Source organism: Spirosoma luteum DSM 19990, assembly GCF_000374065.1.
GTDB classification, from domain to species: Bacteria; Bacteroidota; Bacteroidia; order Cytophagales; family Spirosomataceae; genus Spirosoma; species Spirosoma luteum.
The window spans coordinates 126,395-148,784 of record NZ_KB893311.1; the positions used below are offsets into that span (position 1 = coordinate 126,395).

Sequence of the window (22,390 nt, forward strand, 5' to 3'; positions counted from 1 at the left end):
GAGCTTAACGTGATTTTACCACCGATAATTCAGCGTAATCATGCCCCGCCGACCTGTGCCTTTGATGTAGTCGGCAGCGCGGGCGGCCCACTGCGAAATGGCTGGGTAATAATCAGTGTTGATCAGGTTTTCTACACCCAGAGTCAAACCCGCTTTGGGCGTTAGCTGGTAGGAACCACTGAAATTCAGCAGCGTGTACGCCGTTACCGGAGCCTGCCCGTAAGCATAAGTACCGTTGGCAGCCGGATTAAACCGATCCCGGCTACCGGCCATGAGCGCGTTCAGGTTCAGACTAAGCGTAGCGGTTGGTTGCAGCCGCACATAGGCCGTGGTTTTGGGAGCACTAATGCGGTCGCCACCGAGGTAAGTTTCGTAGTCTCCATCGTTGTTGGTATCCGATTTGCCTTCGAGATAACTGTATGAACCGCCGAATGCCAGAAACCGTAACGGTGTAATATCTACCGCCACTTCATAACCCTGAATCCGTTCGGGGGCGCGAACAATCTCGAACACCCCGCTGGGCAGGGTTCGGTAGGATGCACCCAACTCGGATCGGCTCTCATAAACGGCTACATCGTAATGCACAAACCGCCCTATCTGCCCCGATACTCCCGCTTCATAATTATTGACGATAATCGGTTTCGTCTCCAACTGGGAGACAATGGATTTTTGGGATGTGCGGAGAATTCGGCCCAGTTCATTGATGGAGAATGATTGTGAGAAAGCGGCAAATGGCTGAAACGACCGCCAGCCCGCATACCGCAACCCGACGTTTCCCACCAGAGCCTCGTAGTTCAGCGTTCCGCCCTGCACCGACACGCCACCATCGTACTTTTTGGTGGTAGCATTGTAGGTTTTCAGCGTGGTGAAGTCCGATACGACCACCCCCAGGTTTTCGTACCGCGCCCCGGCTTTCAAAATCAGGTGCTGCCAGATATTGAGCGTGAGCTGGGCAAAAGGGGCTGTATTGGTCATAGTCATGTCGGGAGTCCAGAACCGGCCATCCTGTAGTTTCTGGGCCGTCTGATCATTAAGCAGGTCCAGCCCATACAGTACCTCACCCGTCAGCGAGTTCCCTACCGAAACGGGCGTATTCAGGTTGAGCCGAATGCCTTTTTTGTTCGAGACGATGTTCGATTGCCCACCGTTCTCAAAAAACTGCCCGTCGTAGCCATATACTGTCCTGAACGATTGCAGATAACCAATCGCTTCCAGGCCGGTGCCGCCCACTAACCGGTCATAGCGATAGCGTAGCGTGGCGTTATGGTTGTAGGGTGTCCCCTGCGGAGTGCCGGGGATTTCGCCCGATGTTGGCACGCCAATAGTGGGTGTTTTGCCATATACCCCCACCTGGTCAACGTATTGAAGATCAGAGCGGGAGCCGTAGTAATTGTACATCGCTTCCACGCGCTGCCGGTCGCTGAGCGTATAGCCTGCCTTCGCCAGCACGTTGACGGTGTTCATCTGGCCGGTGTTGTAGAACGCCGAAATTGGTACGCCCGTTGCGTCGCGCATCAGGCCGGTACGTTCGAGGGTGCCGTTCAGCACATAATCGAACTTATTGGTGCGGCCCGTAAACTGCTGACTCAGCCGGTAGCCGATGGTTTGGGCCGAACTTCCGCCCACTTGCCCCGTCACCCCCGCCCAGGTCTGGGCTGTGAATGGTCGGGTTGCATTCGGCTGTTTGGTGATGTAGTTGATGATGCCGCCGTCGGCACCATTCCCATAAATAGATGTAGCTCCTTTAATAACCTCAATACGCTCGATAGCCGAGGGGTCGATGATCCGCAAATCTCGCCCGCCGTTGCGAAGAGGTGTTGACTGTGGCACTCCGTCGATCAGCACCAGCACCTGCCGCCCACGCAGGGTCTGGCCGGTGTTGGAGGTGCGACCCGTGCCAACGGCCAGACCGGGTACCGTGTATTGCAGGATGTTGGTGATGTCGGCGTTCATGGCGGTTTGCTCCTGAATCTGCCGTTGCCCCACAATCACCATCGCCGATGGAACTTCATTCACGTTTTCGGACCTGCGCCCGGCGGTCACAACCACTTCTTCCAGATAGGCCGCGCTCGACAGCAGGTTGAGGGTTACGGACGTGGTTTCGCCGGCCCGAACGGTTATCGTCTGAATGGCTTCGGCAAAGCCCACGGCACCAGCCCGGAGTTGGTACTCGCCCACGGGCACGTTGGTTAAGTTGAACCGTCCTGTTGCATCGGCTTGCGTACCGAAACGTGTTTTGAGCAATAAGACATTAGCCGACGGGGTGGTTTGACCGGTGATCTGACCAGTCTGGGCCAGCACGTCTAAGCTGAAACTGAGAAAAATCAGAATATGGAAAAGATACTTCATAGGTACGTTGCCTGCTGTGGCGAATCTGATTACTGCGTTTTTGGTTGGTGCCTGAGCGGGCCACCCGCCCCATAAGTTGGTTTGGAATGAGCGGCCACGCTGAGGACTTTGGCATAAAGCCCGGCTACGGAATCAATTGAGTTTCGTAGAGCCGTCGGGCTGATACACGTAGCGAAACGTGTAATATCGCTGAACGCTGTTGGCATCGGGCGTGGCTGGAGCGTTCTGGTAATAACTCAGTACGTCCATTTTAGCGTACTTGCCGTCGCCGGTCCGAATGATTAACACCCGGAATTGACGCTGCAAAGTTGACCTCTATTTAGAATAATTCAAAATTATGCAATGATTTATTTTAAATTCGTCTAAATAACAATAATTTTACCTCGCCAATTTACCCTAAACAACTCCAGCAAGGCAATGCAACACACAACTAGTCTACTGGCTACGTTGCTGACCATCAGCACAAGTTTCGCCCAAACCAGTCTTAACCCGCAGGATATAGCGGCCATCAAAGGCCAATGCGGTTGCCATGCGGTTGATTTCCGGTATGCCGAGACCTTCTCGCCCGACAAACTGTACACGTTTAAAGACCGATACACGGCCAAAGGCATCGAGTGGGTCTTTGTGGATGAGGAACGCCCCGGCAAACTCGTGATTCAGCACCTGCTGGTTGCCGCCGACACGATGGTGATTAAACACTGGCGCGAAGACTGGCTGTTTCAAAACACGTCGTTGCTGGCCTTCGACCAGAATGCAGCCTGGAAACGGCAAACGCTCACTCCTGACCAAGCCAAAGGACAATGGACACAACAGGTGTTTGAGGTCGATGACAGCCCCCGTTACGAAGGTTCGGCCACCTGGGTTCATGCCGATGGGCGGCACTTTTGGGAAAGTACGGTTGATGCGCCCTTACCCCGTCGCGAATACACCAAACGCCACGATTATAACGCGATGCGCCGAACTAATCACCACGAAATCACGGCCACTGGCTATGTGCATGAACAGGATAATGATAAGATTATCCGCTCCGAAGCGGGGGACCAACTGCTGGCCCAGGAGAAAGGAATTAATGCATACACCCGTACCGATGAGACCAAATGCCAGGCCGCTAAAGACTGGTGGGCCAAACAGCGCACCTACTGGGTTGATGTACGGAATGTCTGGAATGAAGTGTTGGCCAATCGCCCGGCGGTGGCTCTTCGCGGACAGGTGAAGGGTATGGTTTTAGGTCGGGAACTGGATGATTTAGCGACCTCCTCCCTAAAAGGAGCCTACAACTCAGCCGCCACCCGACCACAGATTCGGGGAGTAATCGAAAAATATTTAAAATAACGCGAACTATGGGGTTTGGGATTCATATATTCCAACCAAACTACTGATAATCAGATTTCTTACCTGGCATAGCTACATGGGATGGTAAATTGTAGAGACGCAATACCTTGTGTCTCACGCGCGTTAGCAATTATCGTATAAGTGATAAAATTATGATAACCAATGAGTTATAAAAAAGTCGATCACCAAAAATCCCATAGTTCGCGTTAAAATAAGTAATGCGAGTAACCCCGTGGCAGATTCGCTACGGGGTTACTCGCATTAATTTACCTAAACTTGAGATTCTGCACCCGCACGGCGTTCAGAATGGCCAGCATCGCTACGCCCACGTCGGCAAAGACGGCCTCCCACATGGTTGCCAGCCCGCCCGCGCCCAGCACCAGCACAATGGCTTTGACAACCATTGACAGCGTGATATTCTGCCACACGATCCGGCGCGTGGCCCGGCCAATGTCAATGGCGGTAGCAATCTTGGCCGGTTCGTCGTTCTGAATAATCACATCGGCGGTTTCGATAGTGGCATCGGAGCCTAAGCCACCCATTGCCATACCCACGTCGGCTAAGGCTACGACCGGCGCGTCGTTCACCCCATCGCCGACAAAAGCCAGCTTAGCCTTTGGGTTACCGGCTAAATCAGCTTTAAGACGTTCGACTTCCCGAACTTTATCTTCGGGTAACAAATCGCCGTGCCACTCATCCACGCCCACCTGTTTGGCAACAGCTTCGACCACTGCTCCTTTATCGCCCGACAGCATGACGGTGCGGATACCATCGGCCTTCAGCCGTTTTACCGCGTCGGCAGCATCGGGTTTTACCTCGTCGGCAATGGTGAAATAACCCGCAAACTGCCCGTCGATGGCCGTCATGACGATGGTGAAGGGGATTTGGGTCAGGGCTTCATCGAATGATACGTTGAATTTACGGAGCAGCTTGGCGTTACCGGCCAGCATTTCTTTCCCATCTACGGTCCCTTTCAGGCCGTGACCGGCAATTTCCTCCACGCCTTCAACCGACATCGTCTCGTGACCTTTATCGGAATGTTCAATTATGGCGGTGGCGACCGGGTGGGTCGATTTGCTTTCCAATGCGGCCGTTAAACGCGTCAGTTCGGCCGCGTCGATACCAACTGGTTTCACCTCCTGCACCTTGAAAACGCCTTTGGTCAACGTTCCTGTCTTGTCCATGACAACAGTTTTGACCTGCGTCATCAAATCCAGAAACACCGACCCTTTGAACAGAATACCCTGTTTTGATCCAGCGCCAATGCCGCCGAAATAACCCAGCGGAATGGAGATCACCAGCGCACATGGACAACCAATGACCAGAAACACCAAACCCCGATACAACCAGTCAGCAAATTGGTAATCCCCAACAAAGAAATACGGCACGACCGTAATCAGCACCGCCAGCAAACAGATGATTGGGGTGTAGATTTTGGCAAAACGGGCAATGAACTCCTGGGTCTGAGCCTTGCGGCCGGTGGCCTGTTGCACGAGTTTAAGAATCCGCGACAGCTTGGAATCCTGATAGGGCGTGGTTACGTCCATCTCCACCAGCGACTGCCGGTTAATCATGCCTGCCAGCACAGCCTCCCCTTTTTCAATGGTGCGGGGAACGCTTTCACCCGTCAGCGCTGCCGTGTCAAACGTACCTGAAGAAGAACGCATGGTGCCATCCAGCCCTACTTTTTCGCCGGGTTTAATCTGAATCACATCGCCAACAGCCACCGTCGCGGCTTTTACGGTTTGCGCCTGTCCATTTTTGAGTACCGTCACCTCGTCGGGGCGAACATCGAGCAGGGCTTTGATACTGCGACGCGCCCGCAGTACGGCGGCATCCTGAAACAATTCACCGATGGTATAAAACAACATCACGGCCACGCCTTCGGGGTATTCGCGGATACCAAACGCACCGAGCGTTGCCACACCCATCAGGAAAAATTCGGTGAACACGTCGCCACGAAGGATACTGCTCCAGGCCCGTTTGAGCACCGGCCAGCCAACGGGCAGGTAGGCCGTCACGTACCAGATAAGCCGAATTGGGTCTTTGAACCACCGAAACGTCGGCCCGGCCCCCGCATAATTATCCAGCGCGATACCGCCCAAAAGAAGCACCAGACTGATGACGGCAGGGGCGTAGGTACGCCAGGTTTGCTCAGGGCCTTTTTTAGCGGGAGCTGCGTCGGCTGCGGGTGTGGTGCCTTCTTCGATTAGTTCGACATCGTCACCGTGATCGTGACCGTCTTCGTGGGTATGGTCGTCTGCCATTGTCTAATTAGAATTCGATGAAAAAATTAAGTACGGCCAGCCCAACGAGCGTCAGGCCGGTAATCAGGTTTTCGTTATGCTCGAACCAGTGCGGATTGACCCTACTCAGGCCCCGCCTTCCCAGTGTCACCATCCCCAGCATCCCCGACAGCGTGACCACATTGTAGATCAGGGCTACCTGCATCACGGCTCCCCAGCCCTGCGCGCCCGCGCTTAGGAAATACGCTTCGATTTCCAGACAGGGCGACAAAAACATGGCTACTCCTAACGACAGCAGCAGGGCCGAAAACGAACGGTTTTTCCGAACGACTCCCGCGTCGATGTGGTCATGTACATGCCGGTGACGTATATGTTGCATTAAGTACCAGAGGCCCAGGGTCAGCAACAGCAGCGGAATCGCCCGCTCGGACAGGCTATGGTAGTTTTCGGCCAGTTGCCAGCCCGCCAGACTCACCAATACGCCCAGCAGCGTCGTGCTGACGGTGTGGGCCAGCCCGGCAATGGCCGTCACGGTCAGCGTTTGCCGAAGGCTCCACCGCTCGGTTTGGCCGATGGCCACGAACGGCAACCAGTGGCTGGGAATCAGCGCGTGGAGTATACTCAGCGTTAAGCTTCCATACAGGATTGCGTTCATCATTTTGGTTGGACATCGTGGGTAGGATCATGGAGTAAACCAATTATAATGGGGATTAGTCCCGGTGTTTTCGGGCGCTGTAAAGCGACTGTCGAGATATACTGGCAGCTGTTCGCTTTTGCGAGTTGGTGGAAACTTTCTTACCCGACTGTTGACTCAGGTCTGTAGTGAGCTTACTCCCCGTCTTCTTTGCCCGCTTTCTGACCGAAACGATTCCAAACAGGGTTGCCAGACGGTAAAGACACCAGCCCATCAAGCCTAGCCCGACTGATACGCCCATTAAATCCAATAGAGTGTGATAAACCTGTACCATACTAATTAAAGAACAAAATAAACGGGTGACGCGTCCGATTTTTCAACGGGTGAGCCGGTAGTCATCTGCGAAAGATTCGCGGCTATAGTCGTAGCAATGGCCGTTACGGGGGTATCCGTGGGCCGGTTCTCAAAGGGGTCCTGTAACTGGATGGCGCTTTTTTCGATCAAAAAAAACGCCGAAGCAATTAGGGTGACAACGGGAACTTCAACAAAAAACAAATTCTCGACGAAGCCGAACGGTAACATGGTCGTAAACAGAACAATGAAAACCTGGAGATAAAACGTATACGTTTTCGGGAAAACAGTGTTTTTGATGCGCTCACACCGACCCATCGAGTCTGTGAGCCGGGTCAGGGTGCTATCCACCTGAACCAGCTGATAGTCGGTCAGGTAGCCATCCGATAACACCTGCCGCAGGTGATCCGCCTGGGCTTGCAGGATGGCCAGCGGACGGTGCGGGGCTTTCAGTACAGGAGCCTGTTCGATAAGGGGAAGATACGTGTTCACCAGCTCTTCGGTAGGTTGCCCCCGCAGCGATTGCCCCAGCACGTAACACCAGCCAATTTGGCGCTGGGCAAAAATCTGGATCGTTTCCGCTGGCGTGGCCTTATCGGGCAGGAACGTGCGTAGCTGACGAATCAAAGTCCGGCTATCGTTAACAATGGCACCCCAGACCACGCGGGCTTCCCACCAGCGTTCGTAGGCCTGATTGGTGCGGAAGGCTAGCAGCAACGAAATGCACGTACCCATCAGAGCCGGAATAGCCAGTGGTATTACTAAACTCTCTAAGCCAAAAAAGTGCCGCAGGGTAAATATCAGGTTGGCAAACACAAAGACCGATATGGCTTCGTAGCGGATATTACCCAGCAGAAAAGTTAAAGGAATTGATCGGTTCAATAGCATATTCTTACGCTTGACGGATTATTGACGTTTGTAATAATTGAGCGTAACGGAAGAGGCACTGGCCCGCTCGCTCAGTGTATAGAAGCCATTGCCCGCTTTGTCGAAGGCGATGGCTTCGCCCTGCGGCTCGATCTGGTAGGTAACCGGGGCAGGGTTGTCTTTCAGCAGCGCACCATTGATGGTTTCATCCCTGGCGCGTGGCCACCTGAACACACTGACGTACGTCTTGAGCAGTATCTGCTGACCATCGGGGGAAATGTTTCCCGATGTGACATGACTCAGCGGCACTTCACCTTTAAACATGGCCGTCGAGACGGTGGACGTACTCTGCGGATAGGGCAGATGATAAAGCCGGCCTGCGAGCGACTCTTTGGTTACGATCCACAGATCGCGGGTAAGCGGATCGAGCAGGATTGCTTCGGCATCACGCGGCCCGTCGGCGTAGCGGAATGCAATCCGGTCAATGGCTGTAATCGGATCACTCAGTGTTTTCGGCTCTACCAACCGGTAGATGTAATTCTGGTCGTTTTGCTTACCATTATCACCAATATCGGCCAGATACAGGTAAGAAAGCCCCGCCTGTGGGCCGGGGCCAACGGCTATGTCCTCCCAATCCCGATTGGCAACGCCGGGCAGAGAAAGCCGCCCCGCCAATTTGCCTGCCGCTGTCAGTAAATTCAACTGAGCCGGGTTGCCGCTATCTTCTTCGACCCAGAGGTGCCCATCCATTGTTCGGCTATCAGCCAAACCCGACGCTTCGTCAATAAGTCCCGGCTCAACGGGTGCCCGCAGCGGAACCGAAGCAAAAGTAAGGGTGGCTGGGCCAGTCGAATCGGCTGGCGTGCAACCGCCTGCTGCTACTACCAGCATAACCAGCAAAATGGAATGAGGATGCATCATCGTGGTTGTAAGGTATTGTCTTCGCAGTGGTTTATAAGTTGGTTAGTGTGTTGGTGCATTGGCCCGCCCGCTCGGGTTAAAGAGCAATGTGCTGAATGTTGTATTGGGTCGTCAGCCGACCGGCCACATCCCCGATGCGGCCCGTCAGTTCCCTACTCGTCAGCGAGGCATCGGCTACGACATGGCCACTCATGACCACAATACCCGAGGTGAGCGTCCAAATGTGCAGGTCGTGTGCGTTGCTGAGTCCCGGCACCGAATTGATGGTCTGCTCCACGTCGGATACATCTAGGTCGTCGGGCGTTGCCTGAAGCAGGATGTTGACTGATTCCATCATCAGCGACAGCGTGCGCGGCAGAATAAACAGGCCGATGATCGCGCTGAACAGCGGGTCGGCGTAGTACCAGCCCGTGTAGGTCATCACGAGTCCCTCAATAATGACCCCCACTGAACTGAGCAGGTCACTGACTACTTCCAGGTAAGCGCCCTTGACGTTCAGGCTGTCTTTGGCTCCCCGCCGAAGCAGGTAAATACCGAGGACATTGACGGCTAAGCCCACTAGGGCGACCAGCGTCATATTACGGCTGTCGACCACCGGCGGGTTACGAAATCGGCTGTAGGCTTCGTAGAGAATATACAGGGAGATGCCAATCAGAATCAGCGCGTTGACGAAGGCTGACAGGATTTCCAGCCGATAAAAACCAAAGCTTCGACGGGCGGTAATGGGTCGGCGGCTCATCCAGTTAGCGAATAAGGCCAGCGCCAGTCCGATCACGTCGGTGAGCATGTGGGCCGCGTCCGAAAGCAGGGCCAGACTGTTGGTCCAGTAGCCGACGACGACTTCAACCAGAAAATAGGTAAATGTGAGCGCGAAAACGATACGCAGGTTCTTGTTAAAACGGCCTGCTGCGGAAGCGGGCACGATTTCGGGCGGAGTCATGGTTGCGGAATCTGGTTTGGTAAGGAATCAGGTGACTCCGTTGAAATCGTTTGTTTAGGGATCATCAATTGCTCGATTAGCAGGATCAGCACGTGAATGACTTTGCCGTGTACTTCCTGAATGCGGTCAGCGTACCCAAAATAAGGAACACGAATCTCGATGTCGGCTTGTCCCGCCAGTCGGCCACCGTCTTTACCCGTCAGCAGTACGACGGCCATCTGCTGCTGACGGGCCGCTGCCACGGCCCGAAGGACGTTGGCCGAATGGCCGCTCGTGCTCAGGGCCAGCAGGACGTCGCCTGCCCGGCCAAGGCCTTCAATAAACCGGGAAAATACAAATTCGTAGCCGTAATCATTCCCCACGCACGACAGATGACTTGTATCCGAGATAGCCAGTCCCGCCAGAGCCGGCCGGTCGTTGCGGTAGCGGCCCGACAGTTCTTCGGCGAAGTGCATGGCATCGCAGTGTGAACCGCCGTTGCCGCAGGATATAATTTTATGGCCGTTCTGCAAGGCTCCGACCATCAGGCGGGCGGCTGCTTCGACGGCCACCAGATTGGCCGGGTTGTCCATGAACGTGCTGAGAACAGTTTGAGCCTCGGTTAATTCAGTATGGATCAGCGATTGCAGGGTTTGCATGGGAGGGCGCGGGTTTGTTTGTCATCTTATAACAGACTGGAAACGGTGTTAATCGTCAGGGCGATAATGAGCGTATTAAACGCAAAGGACAAGACACCGTGTAGTAAGGTCAGTCGGCGAATCGGTTTGGCAGTAATGGCCACATCGGATACCTGAAAGGTCATGCCGACAACAAAGGAATAGTACGCAAAATCGAGGTAGTCGGGCGATTCTATCCCCGGAAAGTCCAGCCCCCCCACCTGCCGGGTATCATTAGCATCGTAGTAGTACAGGTGGGCATAGTGCAGCGTGAACGTGCTGTGCATCAACACCCACGAACTAACGACCGTCAGGCCCGACAGCAGAACGTGGCGCGTGGCTTCCGGTGCCGACAGCCCTTTCACCGACCCCAGCAGCACCACAACGGCCAGCAAACTTACCAACGTTCCGCCGACAGTAAACAGAAAGATGGCTGGTCGGCTATTGTCTTCCCGTTGAGCAGCCAGGCAGGCATCCGCCCGGCCGATAATCAGCCAAATGAGCAGCAGCACGGTTAGTGTGTACCCCAGCCAGGCCAGCAGGATACGGGTCTGCCAGCCGAACCACCCGACCGTTAGCAGCCAAACCAGCGTACCAATGCCTAAAGCAATGACGGACCGGGATAAAGCCGATAGTCTCGGCTGATACGTGTTTTCTTTTTTCATGTACCGCGTTCGTTAGCGAACTTGAAATGACCACCCCCGCTCCGGTGGGTGCCGGACCCGTTTTGGGTGGCGGGTCCGCAGCCAGTAGGGCTATGCCCGCTCCAACCCCCGCCCCAATGAGCAGGCTTACGACAGCCCGGGGCGCAGACGGCAGGTCTCGTTTATCGATAAGCGTGATGGCGGTGCCCCCCAGGGCAACCCCCGCCGTTAGGCCGTTCAGAACGGTGGGCAACCGGCGTAACCCCGTAATGTGGGCCACGGCAACACCCTGAGGGTCGCCGGAAAAATTAACTACCGTAAGCGAATCCGACCCAACGCGACGAAGCTGTCCGGAAACCGTGCGGATTGCTGAGGGCGCAGGCTGAAAAACGATCTGTAGCTGATCGCCGATCCCAAACGAGGTCCGAACCGTTCCCTTTGCATCACAAACCTGAAGTGTCTGACTGTAACTCACCAAACTGGCACTCCAGCAGTCGAGTAGTAAACTGGTCTGGCCGATGAAGACAGGGAACCGTACGGTACGATGCCTTCCTGAAGCGCTTCGCATCGTACGATTCATGTTCCGGTATAGCCAAAACTTCGTTTTCAATGGTCTGATTGATTTAATAAACGTCCGTTTGGTAACGTGCCCATTCCGACACCCAAGGGCTTCCTTTTTTATGATGCTTCATCAGCCAGTTTCTGCTCGGCTTCCTCAATGGCTTCTTCCACTGAATGGGATTTACGTAGGTCACTGGCCTGCCGGGTCACTTCGGCCATGGTCTGGTAAATGCTGGCAGAGCACCGACAGCTCGTCATCCGTTAGGTTCTCCACCGCCACCAACCGATTGGAAGCCCCTTTGGTAGCGGCAATTAGTTCGTTGAGCTTGAGCTGTACAGCCAGTGATTCTTTGTTTTGGCTCGCTCCGGCGACCCGGTTCTGGATAATGAAGACCATCAGGAACGTGATAATGGTGGTTCCGGTGTTAATCACCAACTGCCAGTCTTCGGAATAGTCGAACAGCGGACCCGTCAGGGCCCACACACCTACTACCCCAAATGCGGTCAGGAAAGCCCCCGAACTACCCGTCAGGTGAGTGATCCGGTTGGCTACGTAGTCGAACCCAATGGCCCAGCGTTGGAATAAGTTAGTATTCGTGTCCATTCGACACATTGGTTAACTAATAGGGCGAACTGGTACGGCCGGTTCCGCTTCGGTAAACCAGTCCCAGGCAAGCAGTTTCTGGTCGGGTGAAAAGCTGCGCCGTTCAGCCCGAAAAATGGCTTCCATCGCGGGAGTAATCAGCGACAGATCGGCCGCTGTACCGACTACGGCAATGCGGGCAAAATCGGCCGTGACCGTCAGGTCAAACTGTAAATCCCGCCACAGCTCGTCCGGTTGCCAGCCCCGGAAGTATTCCATTTCCCAATACAGCCGGGGGAAGGGAGCACTGTGCAGCGCGGTATCCAGGAGGGGACGCAGATCGTAATAGTCATCCGCCGTGATGAAGTCAGCCACCAGCAAGGCCAGCCGACCGGGTTGATTGCTTATAATCTTGTACATAATCAGTCGGGTTACTAAGCATGGGGTTTGTCAGGCCACCATTCCCAGGATTAAAAACAATAAAAAACCCGCAAAGAAGGTGGCTGTCAGCCAAGGCTTTTCCGGACCTTCGTGTGCTTCGACCAGCAGCTCTTCGGTAACCAGGAACAGCAGGGCCGCCAAACCAAACGAGAGCACCAGGTCCAGTCCTGCTTCCGGCAGTTTATGCAGGAGGGTGGCTCCGCCGACCGTGCTGGCAAAAAACAGAGCCGACAGGCCGACTAGTAACCGGACGATGCGGGACCGGGATACGCCGTCTTCGGTTAGGGAAGTGGCTGTCGCCAGTCCCAGGGACAGCACTTCAACCCCCAATGCAAAGGCCAACAGGATACCTTCTTTCGCCCCGGCCGCAAAGCCGATTCCTAGTAGTAACCCGTCGATGAAAATGTCCACCCCAATGGCCAGCAAAAAGGCGAGGGGAAACGCTGCGGATGACTGACCAGCCGGACCAGTTATTGGAGCTGGGTTATCAGTCGTTTCTGCGGGTGTTTCGGTCAGTCGCCGGATCAGTAGCATCAACCCGATACCCACGCTAAACCCAAGCACTGTTAACAGTGGATCATGCAGCCGCACAATATCGGGCAGAATTTCAACTGCCACGACCGAAAAGACCACGCCGGCGGCAAAATGCAGAATAGCCGAACGGACCTGAACGCCAAATCGGATAAACAGGGCCAGAAGTCCCCCACCCGTCAGGGCAGCGGTGGGCAAGAGGGCGTACGTGATAATCTGTTGGAACAGGGGGGTCATAGGAAGCCTTTATTTTGTGTAGCGTAATAATAAGTACGTAATTAATCCATCTTTGTCATGGTCGTAGGTGCCATGTTGAATGCGATACGCACCGGTAGCACCCTTCCGACGACCCAGTTTTTGCAGTTCATCTTCTACCCGTTGATGCGTCGAATAAATCGATCCGAACGTATGAATTGTAACGGTCCCGATTCGCTCCATCCTGGTTGGTAAATCACGCTCTAATAGAAAGATGGTGACAAGGGCTGAATCCACTGAAGCCCCTGAATTGGCCGTATCCTGGATAGGCCGGTATTGCGGAAATGAAGCGCAGCCAATAATCAGATAAAGCAGCGATGCCGACAGACAAGTACTTACTACAGATTTCATTTCAGTCCGGGTTTAGCGTGTAATACACCCGAATCGAAAAATCAAACGATTCCCCGTGGGTCTCGATACCGATAGTCAGGCTTTCCCAAACCGCAAACGTGCGGCCAATCCGGGCCTCGTCGGGTTTCTCCGGTAGCGAGTATGCATACATTTCTTCACTCCACAGCACCAAATCCGCTTCGTCCGCAATGAATAGCGAAAGAGCCGGGTAGTGGGCAAAGGTCAGTTCATTTTCGGACACCAGGCGATCCACCCGCACACTGCGAATGTCATCGCGGGCGTGCAGATGGACCTTATTGCCCGTTGGCGTCAGCAATACGTGGTCATCCTTCTTCATTTTTTTTGTTGATAAGCCAGCAACCGCAGGGCGTTGAAGACAACCAGTAGTGTAGAGCCTTCGTGGGCCACCACCGCCGGACCAATGCGGGCAATGCCCAGAATAGTCAGCGGTATCAGCACTCCAACCATGCCCAGACTGATGTACAGATTCTGACGGATGATGCGCCGGGCGGCCCGGCTCAGACCGATGGCAAAGGGCAGCTTTTCCAGTTGATCGCCCATCAGGGCAATATCGGCGGTCTCTAAAGCCACGTCAGAACCAGCCGCGCCCATGGCGATGCCGACCGTACTTTTGGCCATCGCCGGGGCATCGTTGACGCCGTCGCCGACCATGGCCACCTTGCCTTCCTGTTCGCGCAGTTTCTGCACAGCCGCAACTTTGGCTTCGGGCAGCAGATCGCCCAGCGCATCAGTTAATCCGACCTCTTTGGCAATGGCATCGGCCACCCGCTGGTTATCGCCCGTCAGCATAATCATGCGCTTGATCCCCAAGTCTTTCAGATCCGTCAGGGTGTGCTTCGCTTCGGGGCGGGGGGTGTCCATTACGCCCAGAAGACCTAAAAACTCGTCGCCATACCGCACAATCATCGCGGTGTGGCCACCGGCTTCCAGTTCATCGGCCTGTTTTCGCACCACATCGGTGAGCGTTTTCTGCTCCTCGAACAGGGCTTTATTCCCCACAAATACCGGCTTGCCCGTCACAGTGGCCTGTAGGCCCCGCCCCGTCAGGGCCTTTAGCTCCGTGGCTTCGGGTATTGGCTTATCGCCTAAACGGGCTTTCCCGCCCTGCACGATGGACGATGCCAGCGGATGGTCGCTCAGGCCCTCAACCGCCACGGCGATCAACAGGAGCTGCTCTTCCGAACCGCCCAGGGAAACAACCTGACTGAGTGTTGGTTTTCCCTGGGTGAGCGTACCTGTTTTATCGAAGGCTACGGCCGTTAATTCACCCAGATCTTCCAAAGGACGCCCTCCTTTGATGAGCACCCCGTCGCGGGCCGCCCGTGCCACACCACTCAGCACCGCCGAAGGGGTCGAAATAGCCAGAGCGCAGGGGCTGGCAGCCACCAGCACCGCCATTGCCCGGTAAAAGCTGACTGAAAACGGTTCGTCGATCACTAAATACGCAAAGCACAGGGCTACCACTAAGATCAGCACGGCGGGCACGAACCAGCGCTCGAAGCGATCAGTAAACTGCTGGGTGGGCGACTGTTGGGATTCCGCTTCGTTGACGAGCTTGATCAGCCGGGCCAGGGTCGAATCCTGGGCCGCTTTGGTCACTTTAATTTCCAGCACACTGTTTCCGTTGATGGTCCCGGCAAACACCCGGTTTTCCGGCTTCGCCCCGGCCGGGTCCGCGTTTTCGTCCGTCAGTGCCACCTTATCGACGGGTACGCTTTCGCCGGTAATAGGAGCCTGGTTGACGGGGCCACTCCCCTTCACGACGGCCCCGTCAGCCGCAATCTTGCTGTTTGGTTTAACGATGATAACCTCACCTACCTGGAGCTGAGCTACGTCAACCTCTTCGGTTTTTCCGTTTCGCCGAACGGTGGCGGTCTTGGCACTGAGGTCTGCTAAGGCCGCAATGGACTTGCGGGCGCGGTTCATGGCATAATGTTCCAACGCATGACCAATGCTGAACAGGGCCAGCAGGAGGGCTCCCTCCGCCCACTCACCCAATAGCCCGGCTCCGGCGGCGGCCACCAGCATCAGAAAATCAATCTCGAACTTACCCTGCCGGATGGTTTCCACGGCTTCTTTAGCCGTAAAGAAGCCCCCGAAGAAATAAGCCAGACCATACAGTGTCAGGCTCACCCAGGTGGGCAGGCCCGCTACGAACGAAAGTCCAAAACCAATGCCGAGGCAGACGGCGCACAGGCTGGCAAAAATCAACTCGGTGTTCGGGCCGAAAATCCCGCCGTGCTCATGATTGTGGCCGTCACCTGCCGTATGTACGTGGTTGTCGTTTGAGGGATGGCCCGATGCGCTGGCCCCGTGGTCGTGCGTTTCACCCGGCGCATGGTCGTGGCCCTGGTGATCAGGATTCTTTGGCGGCGAAGCCTGACTGGTTTCCTTTTTAACCTCGCTCTCAACCTGGTCTGTTGGCTGCCCCGGCGTATTGTTCTTGGCTAACTGATCCATCAGGGCACTCAGGCTAATTTGCTGCTGATCAAATTCCAGATGAACGGCCCCGCTGGCCGAAACGGAGGCTTCCAGCACACCGGGCCACCGGCTGATCTGGTCTGTCACGGTCCGGGCGTGGCGGGCGTGGCGAATGCCCGCCAGGTGACCAACATAATGACCATAACGATGGGTGAGTTCGGCCCCTGTTTGCCGGGCCAGGGTTTGTACACGGGTCAGGGAAATGGTCCCGGGGTCGTAATGAATGCAAAGTTGATCGGGCTGGCCCTTTTCGGCATGCCGGACATGGACTTTCTCAATGCCGGGACGCTGGTCGAGCAGTGCCCCTAACCGCTGGATGCACTGATCCTTCTGGTCGGGCAAATCAGGTAATAAAACGGGCAGATCAAGCTGTACTTTTTCCATAGATTCGCAGATTAAGGGGTGAACCGGGGCCAGTGAGCCCTGACGAAGTGCCCCATTGCCTTCGTCAGGGCGGAGAATTGCTGCTTATTCCTCTTCTCCTCCGCCTTTGAGCTGCGACAGCACGGCGAAGGCACCTTTGACAACGACCCGCGTTTTAGTCAGATCAAAATTGGCGGGCAGCGTAACCTGGGAGTAGCCGCCTTCGGTAACGCCCCGGCGTACCGGAATCTGTTTGAAAGCCGTACTGTGCTGTTCGGCGGAACCTGCCGGTTGCACCCCCTTTTCTGAAGTCGTCCGACCCGACCCGCCGGCAGTAGCCGACGCATCGTGCTTTTCCGGTTCGGATTGGGGCTGGACAATAAAAATATACTCCTTACCCTCCGCCGAGACAATAGCCCCTTCGGGTAGGGCCGTCACCCGGCTGTCGCCCAAATCCAGGGTCGCTTTCAGGAACGTATTGGGAGCCAGGTGCGCATCAGGCTGATCGAGCCGGGCGACCACCCGCACTGACCGGTCCGCATCGATAGTCCGGTTAATGTAGGTGATACGCCCCGAACGTTCTTTCCCACCTTCATTATTGAGCCGCAGGCTCACCCGCTGGCCTTCCCGCAATTGGGGCAGTTCTTTTTCAAAGACGGTCAGTTCGGCGTAGAGTCCCTGGCTGCTGGTGAGTTGGGCAATCACATCGGCGGGCTGAACAAACTGACCCACGTTGACCGATATATTGGTGACGACTCCATTGACGGGAGCCGTTACGGAATAATACGAATTAAACTTGCCATTCAGGGCGGCCTGGGGGGAGAGACCCACCAGCCGCAACCGCCGGGCCATACCACCCAGCCGGGCGCGGACCTGATTGCGTTCAGCGGACGTTTGCTGAAATACCTTCAGGGCACCCACGTTCTGTTCGCTGAGTTCCTTCTGCCGGGCGAACTCAGCGTCTAAGTACGTCAGACGACTTTGATTTTCAGCGTAATCCTGCTGCAACTGCACCAGATCCGGATTTTCGATCCGGGCCAGCAGTTGACCTTTACGCACCGGTTGACCGGGGAGCAACGGCAGATTACGCACGAAACCACCCTGGATAGCGGTGATGGCGACCTGACTCTGGGCGGGAACGGCCAGCCGCCCGTTTACCTGTAAAAGCAGCCCCAGATTCCGGTAACTCACCTGACCCATTTCTATCGCCCCAATGCGGAGCTGGTCATTCGTCAGTTCCACGACATCGGGTGCGGCTGTTGGCGGGGTCTTGGCGGCCTCGCCCGTTTCTGGTGAGGTGGCCGTTTGGTTGTCGGTGGATTCCTTACAGGCCATTGTCAGCCACAGCAGACTGACGCAAAAAATGATTCGTTTCATGATTGAGTTATGGTAAGCCCAGAATCTGCTCTAAGCGAATGACGGATTGATTGTATTGGCTCAGCACATCGACGTAGCTGGCGCGGGTCTGGTAGGCCTGGGTAAGGGCCAGGGAGTACTGGAGATAGGCAATTTCACCGGCCCGAAAGGCAATTCCTGCCTTGTCGGCCAGCAGCCGGGCCGTAGGCAGACCGGTTTGTTCATAGTAGGTCAGGCTGCTTTGCAACTTGCGGATTTCCTGAATGGTGCTCGTTAGTTCACCCTGCAAATTGCGCTGGGTCAGGGCCAGCGTAGCTTCCCCAATCTGCTGCCCCAGCCGGGCGGATTCGATGCGGGCCCGCTGGGGTCGGGTGAACAGCGGTACGGCAACTCCCGCCGTGACCCCCTGGAATCGCCTGCCGCCCCCGTAGGTTACTTCCTTGCCATCGACCGTATATGTACCAATTAGGGACTGGTTAAAATACCCCAGCGAGAAACTGGGCAGCAACCGGGCCTGTTCCACGTCGGTTTGCCGGGCGGCTATCTCGATTTGCTGCCGCAACAGGGCCAGTTCCGGCGTTTGAGCCAGTGTTGCGGAGTCGGTGACAACCGGAAGCTCCCGGCGCGTCAGTACGCTGTCGGATAAACTGACGGGCTGGCTGGTATTCAACAGCGTTTGCAACCGACTTAGGGCGATGAGCCGATCTGCTTCCGTCTGGGCCAGCGTATTGCGCAGTTCGCCCAACTGGTTGGTGGCCGTAGCCACCTCGACGGCGGTTCCTTCGCCGGTTTTAAGCCGCAGGTCCGTCGCCGACAGGAAAGCTACTAGTAGGCTGTCCTGTGCCCGGAGCAACCGACGCCGTTCGGCCAGATACAGCAAATCATAATAAGCCGCCTTCACCTGCGCCCGCAGGCCATTCTGAGTAAGCCGCGCCTGAGCTTCGCTGCCGCTGACGCCCGCATCGGCCAGTCGGCCCAACTGCCGAATTAGTTTGGGGTTCGGCAGGCTCTGGCTTACGGTGAAGCTATTATCGAAATTAGGACCGTTGTACTGCCCACCCATCCAGGAAAAATTGGTGGCTCCAATGTCCCGGGCGGCCCGGCGGCCGGTTTGCTGCTGGGCAATCCCCAGCGCGCTGACGCGGGCCGTTCCATTGTTGGCTGTAGCCTGCTGAAGGGCCCCATTGAGCGACAGCGGCCCGCCCGATACCAGTTGCGGTACCTGCGCCTGGGTGGCGGTGGCCGTACCGGCCAGTAACCCCAGCACCACCAGCCAGGTAGCCACATGGCCCACACCCGCCGGGACGGTGGGGAGCCGTTTGGAACCAAACTTCGTTTGTTCCCACCAGTACAGACAGGGTAAAATCAGTAGGGTTAGTAAAGTTGCCGATACCAGCCCACCAATAACCACCGTGGCCAGTGGCCGCTGCACCTCCGCCCCGGCGCTGGTTGCCAGAGCCATGGGCAAAAAGCCCAGCGAGGCCACCAGGGCCGTCATCATCACCGGGCGCAGACGGGTCGACGTACCCTGCAGGATTCGTTCGTCCAGGCTCAGGTCGGTTTCATCCTTGAGGTGGTTAAATTCTCCGATGAGCACAATGCCGTTGAGCACCGCGACCCCGAAAAGGGCAATGAAGCCTACCCCCGCCGAGATGCTGAAGGGCATATCCCGCAACCACAGAGCGATGATCCCCCCAATGGCCGACAGGGGAATCGCCGAGAAAATCAGCAGACTCTGCCGAAAGGAACCGAAAGTAAAAAACAAGAGCAGGAAAATTAGCCCCAGGGCCACCGGAACCGCAATGCTGAGCCGGTCTTTGGCTTCCTGGAGGTTTTCAAACTGCCCGCCGTAGGTGACATAATAGCCGGGCGGGAACTTGATCTGGCTATTGATCTTGCCCTGAAGTTCATTCACTACGGTTTCCACGTCCCGCCCCCGCACGTTAAAGGCCACAATGATCCGCCGTTTAGCGTCTTCCCGCTGAATCTGATTGACGCTGTTCTGGAAAGACACGTCGGCTACCTGGCTAAGGGGAATTTGCCCGCTTTCCCCCGTACTAATTAGTAGATTCTGCACGTCTTCCAGCCGTTGACGACTCTGCTGCTGCAATCGAACCACCAGGTCATAGCGCCGTTCACCTTCGTAAACCAGTCCGGCCGCGGAACCGGCAAAAGCGGCCTGAATATAGCGGTTGGCATCGTTAACCGATAAGCCGAACCGGGCCAGGGCATCCCGGTCGAATTTGACAACAATCTGGGGCAGGCCCGACACCTGCTCGACGTAAAGGTCTTCCGCACCCGGTACCGTTCCGACTACGCGGCCAATGCGGGCCGCGTAGTCAGCCAGCACCCCCAGATCCTCACCGAATAGTTTGATGGCAATATCCTGCTTGACACCGGAGATCAACTCACTGAAACGCATCTGAATGGGTTGCAGAAAGCTAAACGTGACCCCCGGAATCTGTTGCAGTTTCGCCTGCATCTTCTCGGCCAGTTCCTCCCGGCTGGTGGCCGAGGTCCAGTCGGCCCGGTCTTTGAGAATCACCATCAAATCGGTGGCTTCAATGGGCATGGGATCGGTGGGAATCTCACTGGACCCAATTTTACCGATGACTTCCCTGACTTCGGGAAAGTTTTTCTTTAAAATTTGACCGGCTTTAAGGTTAGCATCGATGGACTCGGCTAGCGAGGACCCCGTCATAATGCGCATCTCCACGGCCAGATCGCCCTCGTCGAGCTGGGGAATAAACTCCCCGCCCAGTCGGCTAAATATGAACAGAGCGAGCGCGAAAAGCCCCAACGCCATCCCTACCACGATCCCTTTGTGCCGCAGCGTCCAGCGAATGGCCGGTTCATACAGGCGGTGAAAAAAGTGGATAATCCGATCGGAGATATTCAGGCTTCCTTCCCGAATGGGTTTCTTGCTCAGCAGCAGGGCCGAAATCATGGGTACGTACGTCAGCGAGAGAATAAACGCGCCCAGAATGGCAAAGGCGACGGTCTGGGCCATGGGACGGAACATCTTCCCTTCTACCCCGACTAAAGCCAGAATCGGCAGGTACACAATCAGAATGATGATCTCGCCGAATGCGGCCGAAGAACGGATCCGGCTGGCCGACTCGAAGACTTCTTCGTCCATCTGCTCCTGGGAGAGGTGGTGCCGAAAATTTTTGAGCGCAATATGGTGCAGGGTAGCCTCCACAATAATGACCGCTCCGTCGACTATTAAACCAAAGTCAATGGCACCCAGGCTCATCAGGTTACCCGACACGCCGAACAGATTCATCAGCGAGATGGCAAACAGCATACAGAGGGGGATCATGGAAGCTACCACCAGACCCGCCCGCCAGTTGCCCAGCAACAACACCAGCACAAAGATGACAATCAGGGCCCCTTCGATCAGGTTTTTTTCTACGGTCCCGATGGCCCGTTTCACCAGGCGGGTGCGATCCAGAAAAGCGTGAATGTCGACGCCTTCGGGCAGCGATTTTTTGATTTGCTCAATGCGTTGCTTGACGTTACCAATCACCTGGGAGGCATTGGCCCCTTTCAGCATGAGCACGATACCGCCGACCACTTCGCCTTTCCCATTACCGACCATCGCCCCGTAGCGCACGGCCTGCCCAAGCTGAACCTGCGCCACGTCGCGCACCAGCACGGGAATACCCTCCGACGTCCGGCGCACGACTACCTTACCGATATCCGCCAGGGTACCAATCAGCCCTTCGGAACGGATAAAATAGGCATTGGGCCTTCGGTCGATGTAAGCCCCCCCCGTATTCTGGTTGTTTTTTTCCAGGGCCACAAACAATTCGTCCATGGTAACCCCCGCAGCCCGCAGCCGCTGGGGATCGACGGCTACTTCGTACTGTTTCAGGAACCCCCCAAAACTACTCACGTCGGCTACGCCTTTGGTCCCCAGCAATTGGCGACGGACGATCCAGTCCTGAATGGAGCGCAGTTCCATGGCCGGGTATCGTTTCTCGTAGCCTGGTTTTGGTTGCAGCACGTACTGGTAAATCTCGCCCAGACCCGTCGAAACGGGCCCCAGGGCGGGCTCCCCCGTCCCCGCCGGTATCTGGGAACGGGATTGTCCCAACCGTTCACTCACCTGCTGGCGGGCCAGATAGATATCAACGCCGTCTTCGAAGACAATGGTGACTACCGACAGGCCAAAGCGGGAAATGGACCGCACTTCGAGTAGATTGGGCAGGTTGGCCATCGTCTGCTCGATGGGAAAGCTGATGAGCCGCTCGACATCGGGTGCCGACAGGGCCGGACTTTGCGTGATGACCTGCACCTGATTGTTGGTAATATCCGGCAGGGCATCGATAGGTAGACGGGTTACTGAATAACCGCCCCAGATAACCAGGGCCAGCGTCAGGAGCCCAATAATGAGTTTGTTTTGAATGGAATAACGGATGATTGAATCCAGCATGATCGAGTCTGAACAAATAGATAATAGGAATTGGCCGGATGCACACGTACCGCACCACTACGCCGTTTG

The 22,390-nt window shown here is 55.8% G+C and carries 18 protein-coding genes and 1 pseudogene; 2 read left to right on the top strand and 17 right to left on the bottom strand.

Translation table 11 applies throughout. The features are described 5' to 3' along the window. Nucleotides 1-15: 15 nt before the first annotated feature. Nucleotides 16-2,349 (bottom strand): TonB-dependent receptor, encoded by a 2,334-nt coding sequence (locus B156_RS0126510; protein ID WP_018622834.1) that lies wholly within the window; start codon nucleotides 2,347-2,349, stop codon nucleotides 16-18. A 132-nt stretch (nucleotides 2,350-2,481) separates the two neighbouring features. Then, on the bottom strand, nucleotides 2,482-2,655 hold the full coding sequence (locus tag B156_RS31650; protein WP_018622835.1) for an HmuY family protein: 174 nt from the start codon (nucleotides 2,653-2,655) through the stop codon (nucleotides 2,482-2,484). Nucleotides 2,656-2,766: 111 nt separating this feature from the next. On the opposite strand from B156_RS31650, the gene B156_RS30035 reads away from it, so the two are divergent. After that, nucleotides 2,767-3,681 carry a DUF6607 family protein gene (locus B156_RS30035; protein ID WP_018622836.1) on the top strand — a complete coding sequence of 305 codons (915 nt, stop codon included), beginning with the start codon at nucleotides 2,767-2,769 and terminating at the stop codon, nucleotides 3,679-3,681. Nucleotides 3,682-3,947: 266 nt separating this feature from the next. Here B156_RS30035 and B156_RS0126525 read toward each other — a convergent pair whose 3' ends face one another. The 7 genes from B156_RS0126525 to B156_RS0126555 form a co-directional block, all read right to left on the bottom strand. Then, on the bottom strand, nucleotides 3,948-5,948 hold the full coding sequence (locus tag B156_RS0126525) for a heavy metal translocating P-type ATPase (RefSeq protein ID WP_018622837.1): 2,001 nt from the start codon (nucleotides 5,946-5,948) through the stop codon (nucleotides 3,948-3,950). A 7-nt stretch (nucleotides 5,949-5,955) separates the two neighbouring features. Beyond that, nucleotides 5,956-6,582, bottom strand: coding sequence for a hypothetical protein (locus B156_RS0126530; protein WP_026261086.1), 627 nt, complete (start codon nucleotides 6,580-6,582; stop codon nucleotides 5,956-5,958). Between the two features lie 318 nt (nucleotides 6,583-6,900). Next, nucleotides 6,901-7,800: a bestrophin family protein gene (locus B156_RS0126535; RefSeq protein WP_018622839.1), complete on the bottom strand. Its 900-nt coding sequence runs from the start codon at nucleotides 7,798-7,800 to the stop codon at nucleotides 6,901-6,903. An 18-nt stretch (nucleotides 7,801-7,818) separates the two neighbouring features. After that, nucleotides 7,819-8,700 carry an SdiA-regulated/phytase-like domain-containing protein gene (locus tag B156_RS0126540; RefSeq protein ID WP_018622840.1) on the bottom strand — a complete coding sequence of 294 codons (882 nt, stop codon included), beginning with the start codon at nucleotides 8,698-8,700 and terminating at the stop codon, nucleotides 7,819-7,821. Nucleotides 8,701-8,776: 76 nt separating this feature from the next. After that, nucleotides 8,777-9,640, bottom strand: coding sequence for a cation diffusion facilitator family transporter (locus B156_RS0126545; protein ID WP_018622841.1), 864 nt, complete (start codon nucleotides 9,638-9,640; stop codon nucleotides 8,777-8,779). Continuing rightward, nucleotides 9,637-10,278 carry a D-sedoheptulose 7-phosphate isomerase gene (gene lpcA, locus B156_RS0126550; RefSeq protein ID WP_018622842.1) on the bottom strand — a complete coding sequence of 214 codons (642 nt, stop codon included), beginning with the start codon at nucleotides 10,276-10,278 and terminating at the stop codon, nucleotides 9,637-9,639. The genes B156_RS0126545 and lpcA overlap by 4 nt, the downstream gene beginning before the upstream one ends. Before the next feature lie 26 nt (nucleotides 10,279-10,304). Continuing rightward, nucleotides 10,305-10,961, bottom strand: a complete 657-nt coding sequence (locus B156_RS0126555) for a DUF1345 domain-containing protein (protein ID WP_018622843.1) — start codon at nucleotides 10,959-10,961, stop codon at nucleotides 10,305-10,307. 26 nt (nucleotides 10,962-10,987) lie between these two features. Here B156_RS0126555 and B156_RS31655 point away from each other — a divergent pair, with 26 nt between their 5' ends. Continuing rightward, complete coding sequence (locus B156_RS31655; RefSeq protein WP_157627197.1) at nucleotides 10,988-11,233, top strand: hypothetical protein; 246 nt, start codon at nucleotides 10,988-10,990, stop codon at nucleotides 11,231-11,233. A 385-nt stretch (nucleotides 11,234-11,618) separates the two neighbouring features. Here B156_RS31655 and B156_RS30040 read toward each other — a convergent pair. From B156_RS30040 to B156_RS0126595, 8 genes and pseudogenes are all read right to left on the bottom strand, one after another. Then, nucleotides 11,619-12,105, bottom strand: a pseudogene (locus B156_RS30040) (low affinity iron permease family protein). Between the two features lie 12 nt (nucleotides 12,106-12,117). Continuing rightward, on the bottom strand, nucleotides 12,118-12,504 hold the full coding sequence (locus tag B156_RS0126565; RefSeq protein WP_018622844.1) for a SpoIIAA family protein: 387 nt from the start codon (nucleotides 12,502-12,504) through the stop codon (nucleotides 12,118-12,120). A gap of 30 nt (nucleotides 12,505-12,534) precedes the next feature. Then, nucleotides 12,535-13,293: a ZIP family metal transporter gene (locus tag B156_RS0126570; RefSeq protein WP_018622845.1), complete on the bottom strand. Its 759-nt coding sequence runs from the start codon at nucleotides 13,291-13,293 to the stop codon at nucleotides 12,535-12,537. Nucleotides 13,294-13,302: 9 nt separating this feature from the next. Further along, nucleotides 13,303-13,662: a hypothetical protein gene (locus B156_RS0126575; protein ID WP_018622846.1), complete on the bottom strand. Its 360-nt coding sequence runs from the start codon at nucleotides 13,660-13,662 to the stop codon at nucleotides 13,303-13,305. A gap of 1 nt (nucleotide 13,663) precedes the next feature. Beyond that, a complete protein-coding gene (locus B156_RS0126580; protein WP_018622847.1) occupies nucleotides 13,664-13,999 on the bottom strand; it encodes a hypothetical protein in 336 nt (111 codons plus the stop codon). Beyond that, complete coding sequence (locus B156_RS0126585; protein ID WP_018622848.1) at nucleotides 13,996-16,548, bottom strand: heavy metal translocating P-type ATPase; 2,553 nt, start codon at nucleotides 16,546-16,548, stop codon at nucleotides 13,996-13,998. The genes B156_RS0126580 and B156_RS0126585 overlap by 4 nt, the downstream gene beginning before the upstream one ends. Before the next feature lie 84 nt (nucleotides 16,549-16,632). Then, nucleotides 16,633-17,904 (bottom strand): efflux RND transporter periplasmic adaptor subunit, encoded by a 1,272-nt coding sequence (locus B156_RS0126590; protein WP_018622849.1) that lies wholly within the window; start codon nucleotides 17,902-17,904, stop codon nucleotides 16,633-16,635. 7 nt (nucleotides 17,905-17,911) lie between these two features. Continuing rightward, nucleotides 17,912-22,321, bottom strand: coding sequence for a CusA/CzcA family heavy metal efflux RND transporter (locus tag B156_RS0126595; protein WP_018622850.1), 4,410 nt, complete (start codon nucleotides 22,319-22,321; stop codon nucleotides 17,912-17,914). Nucleotides 22,322-22,390 lie beyond the last annotated feature (69 nt).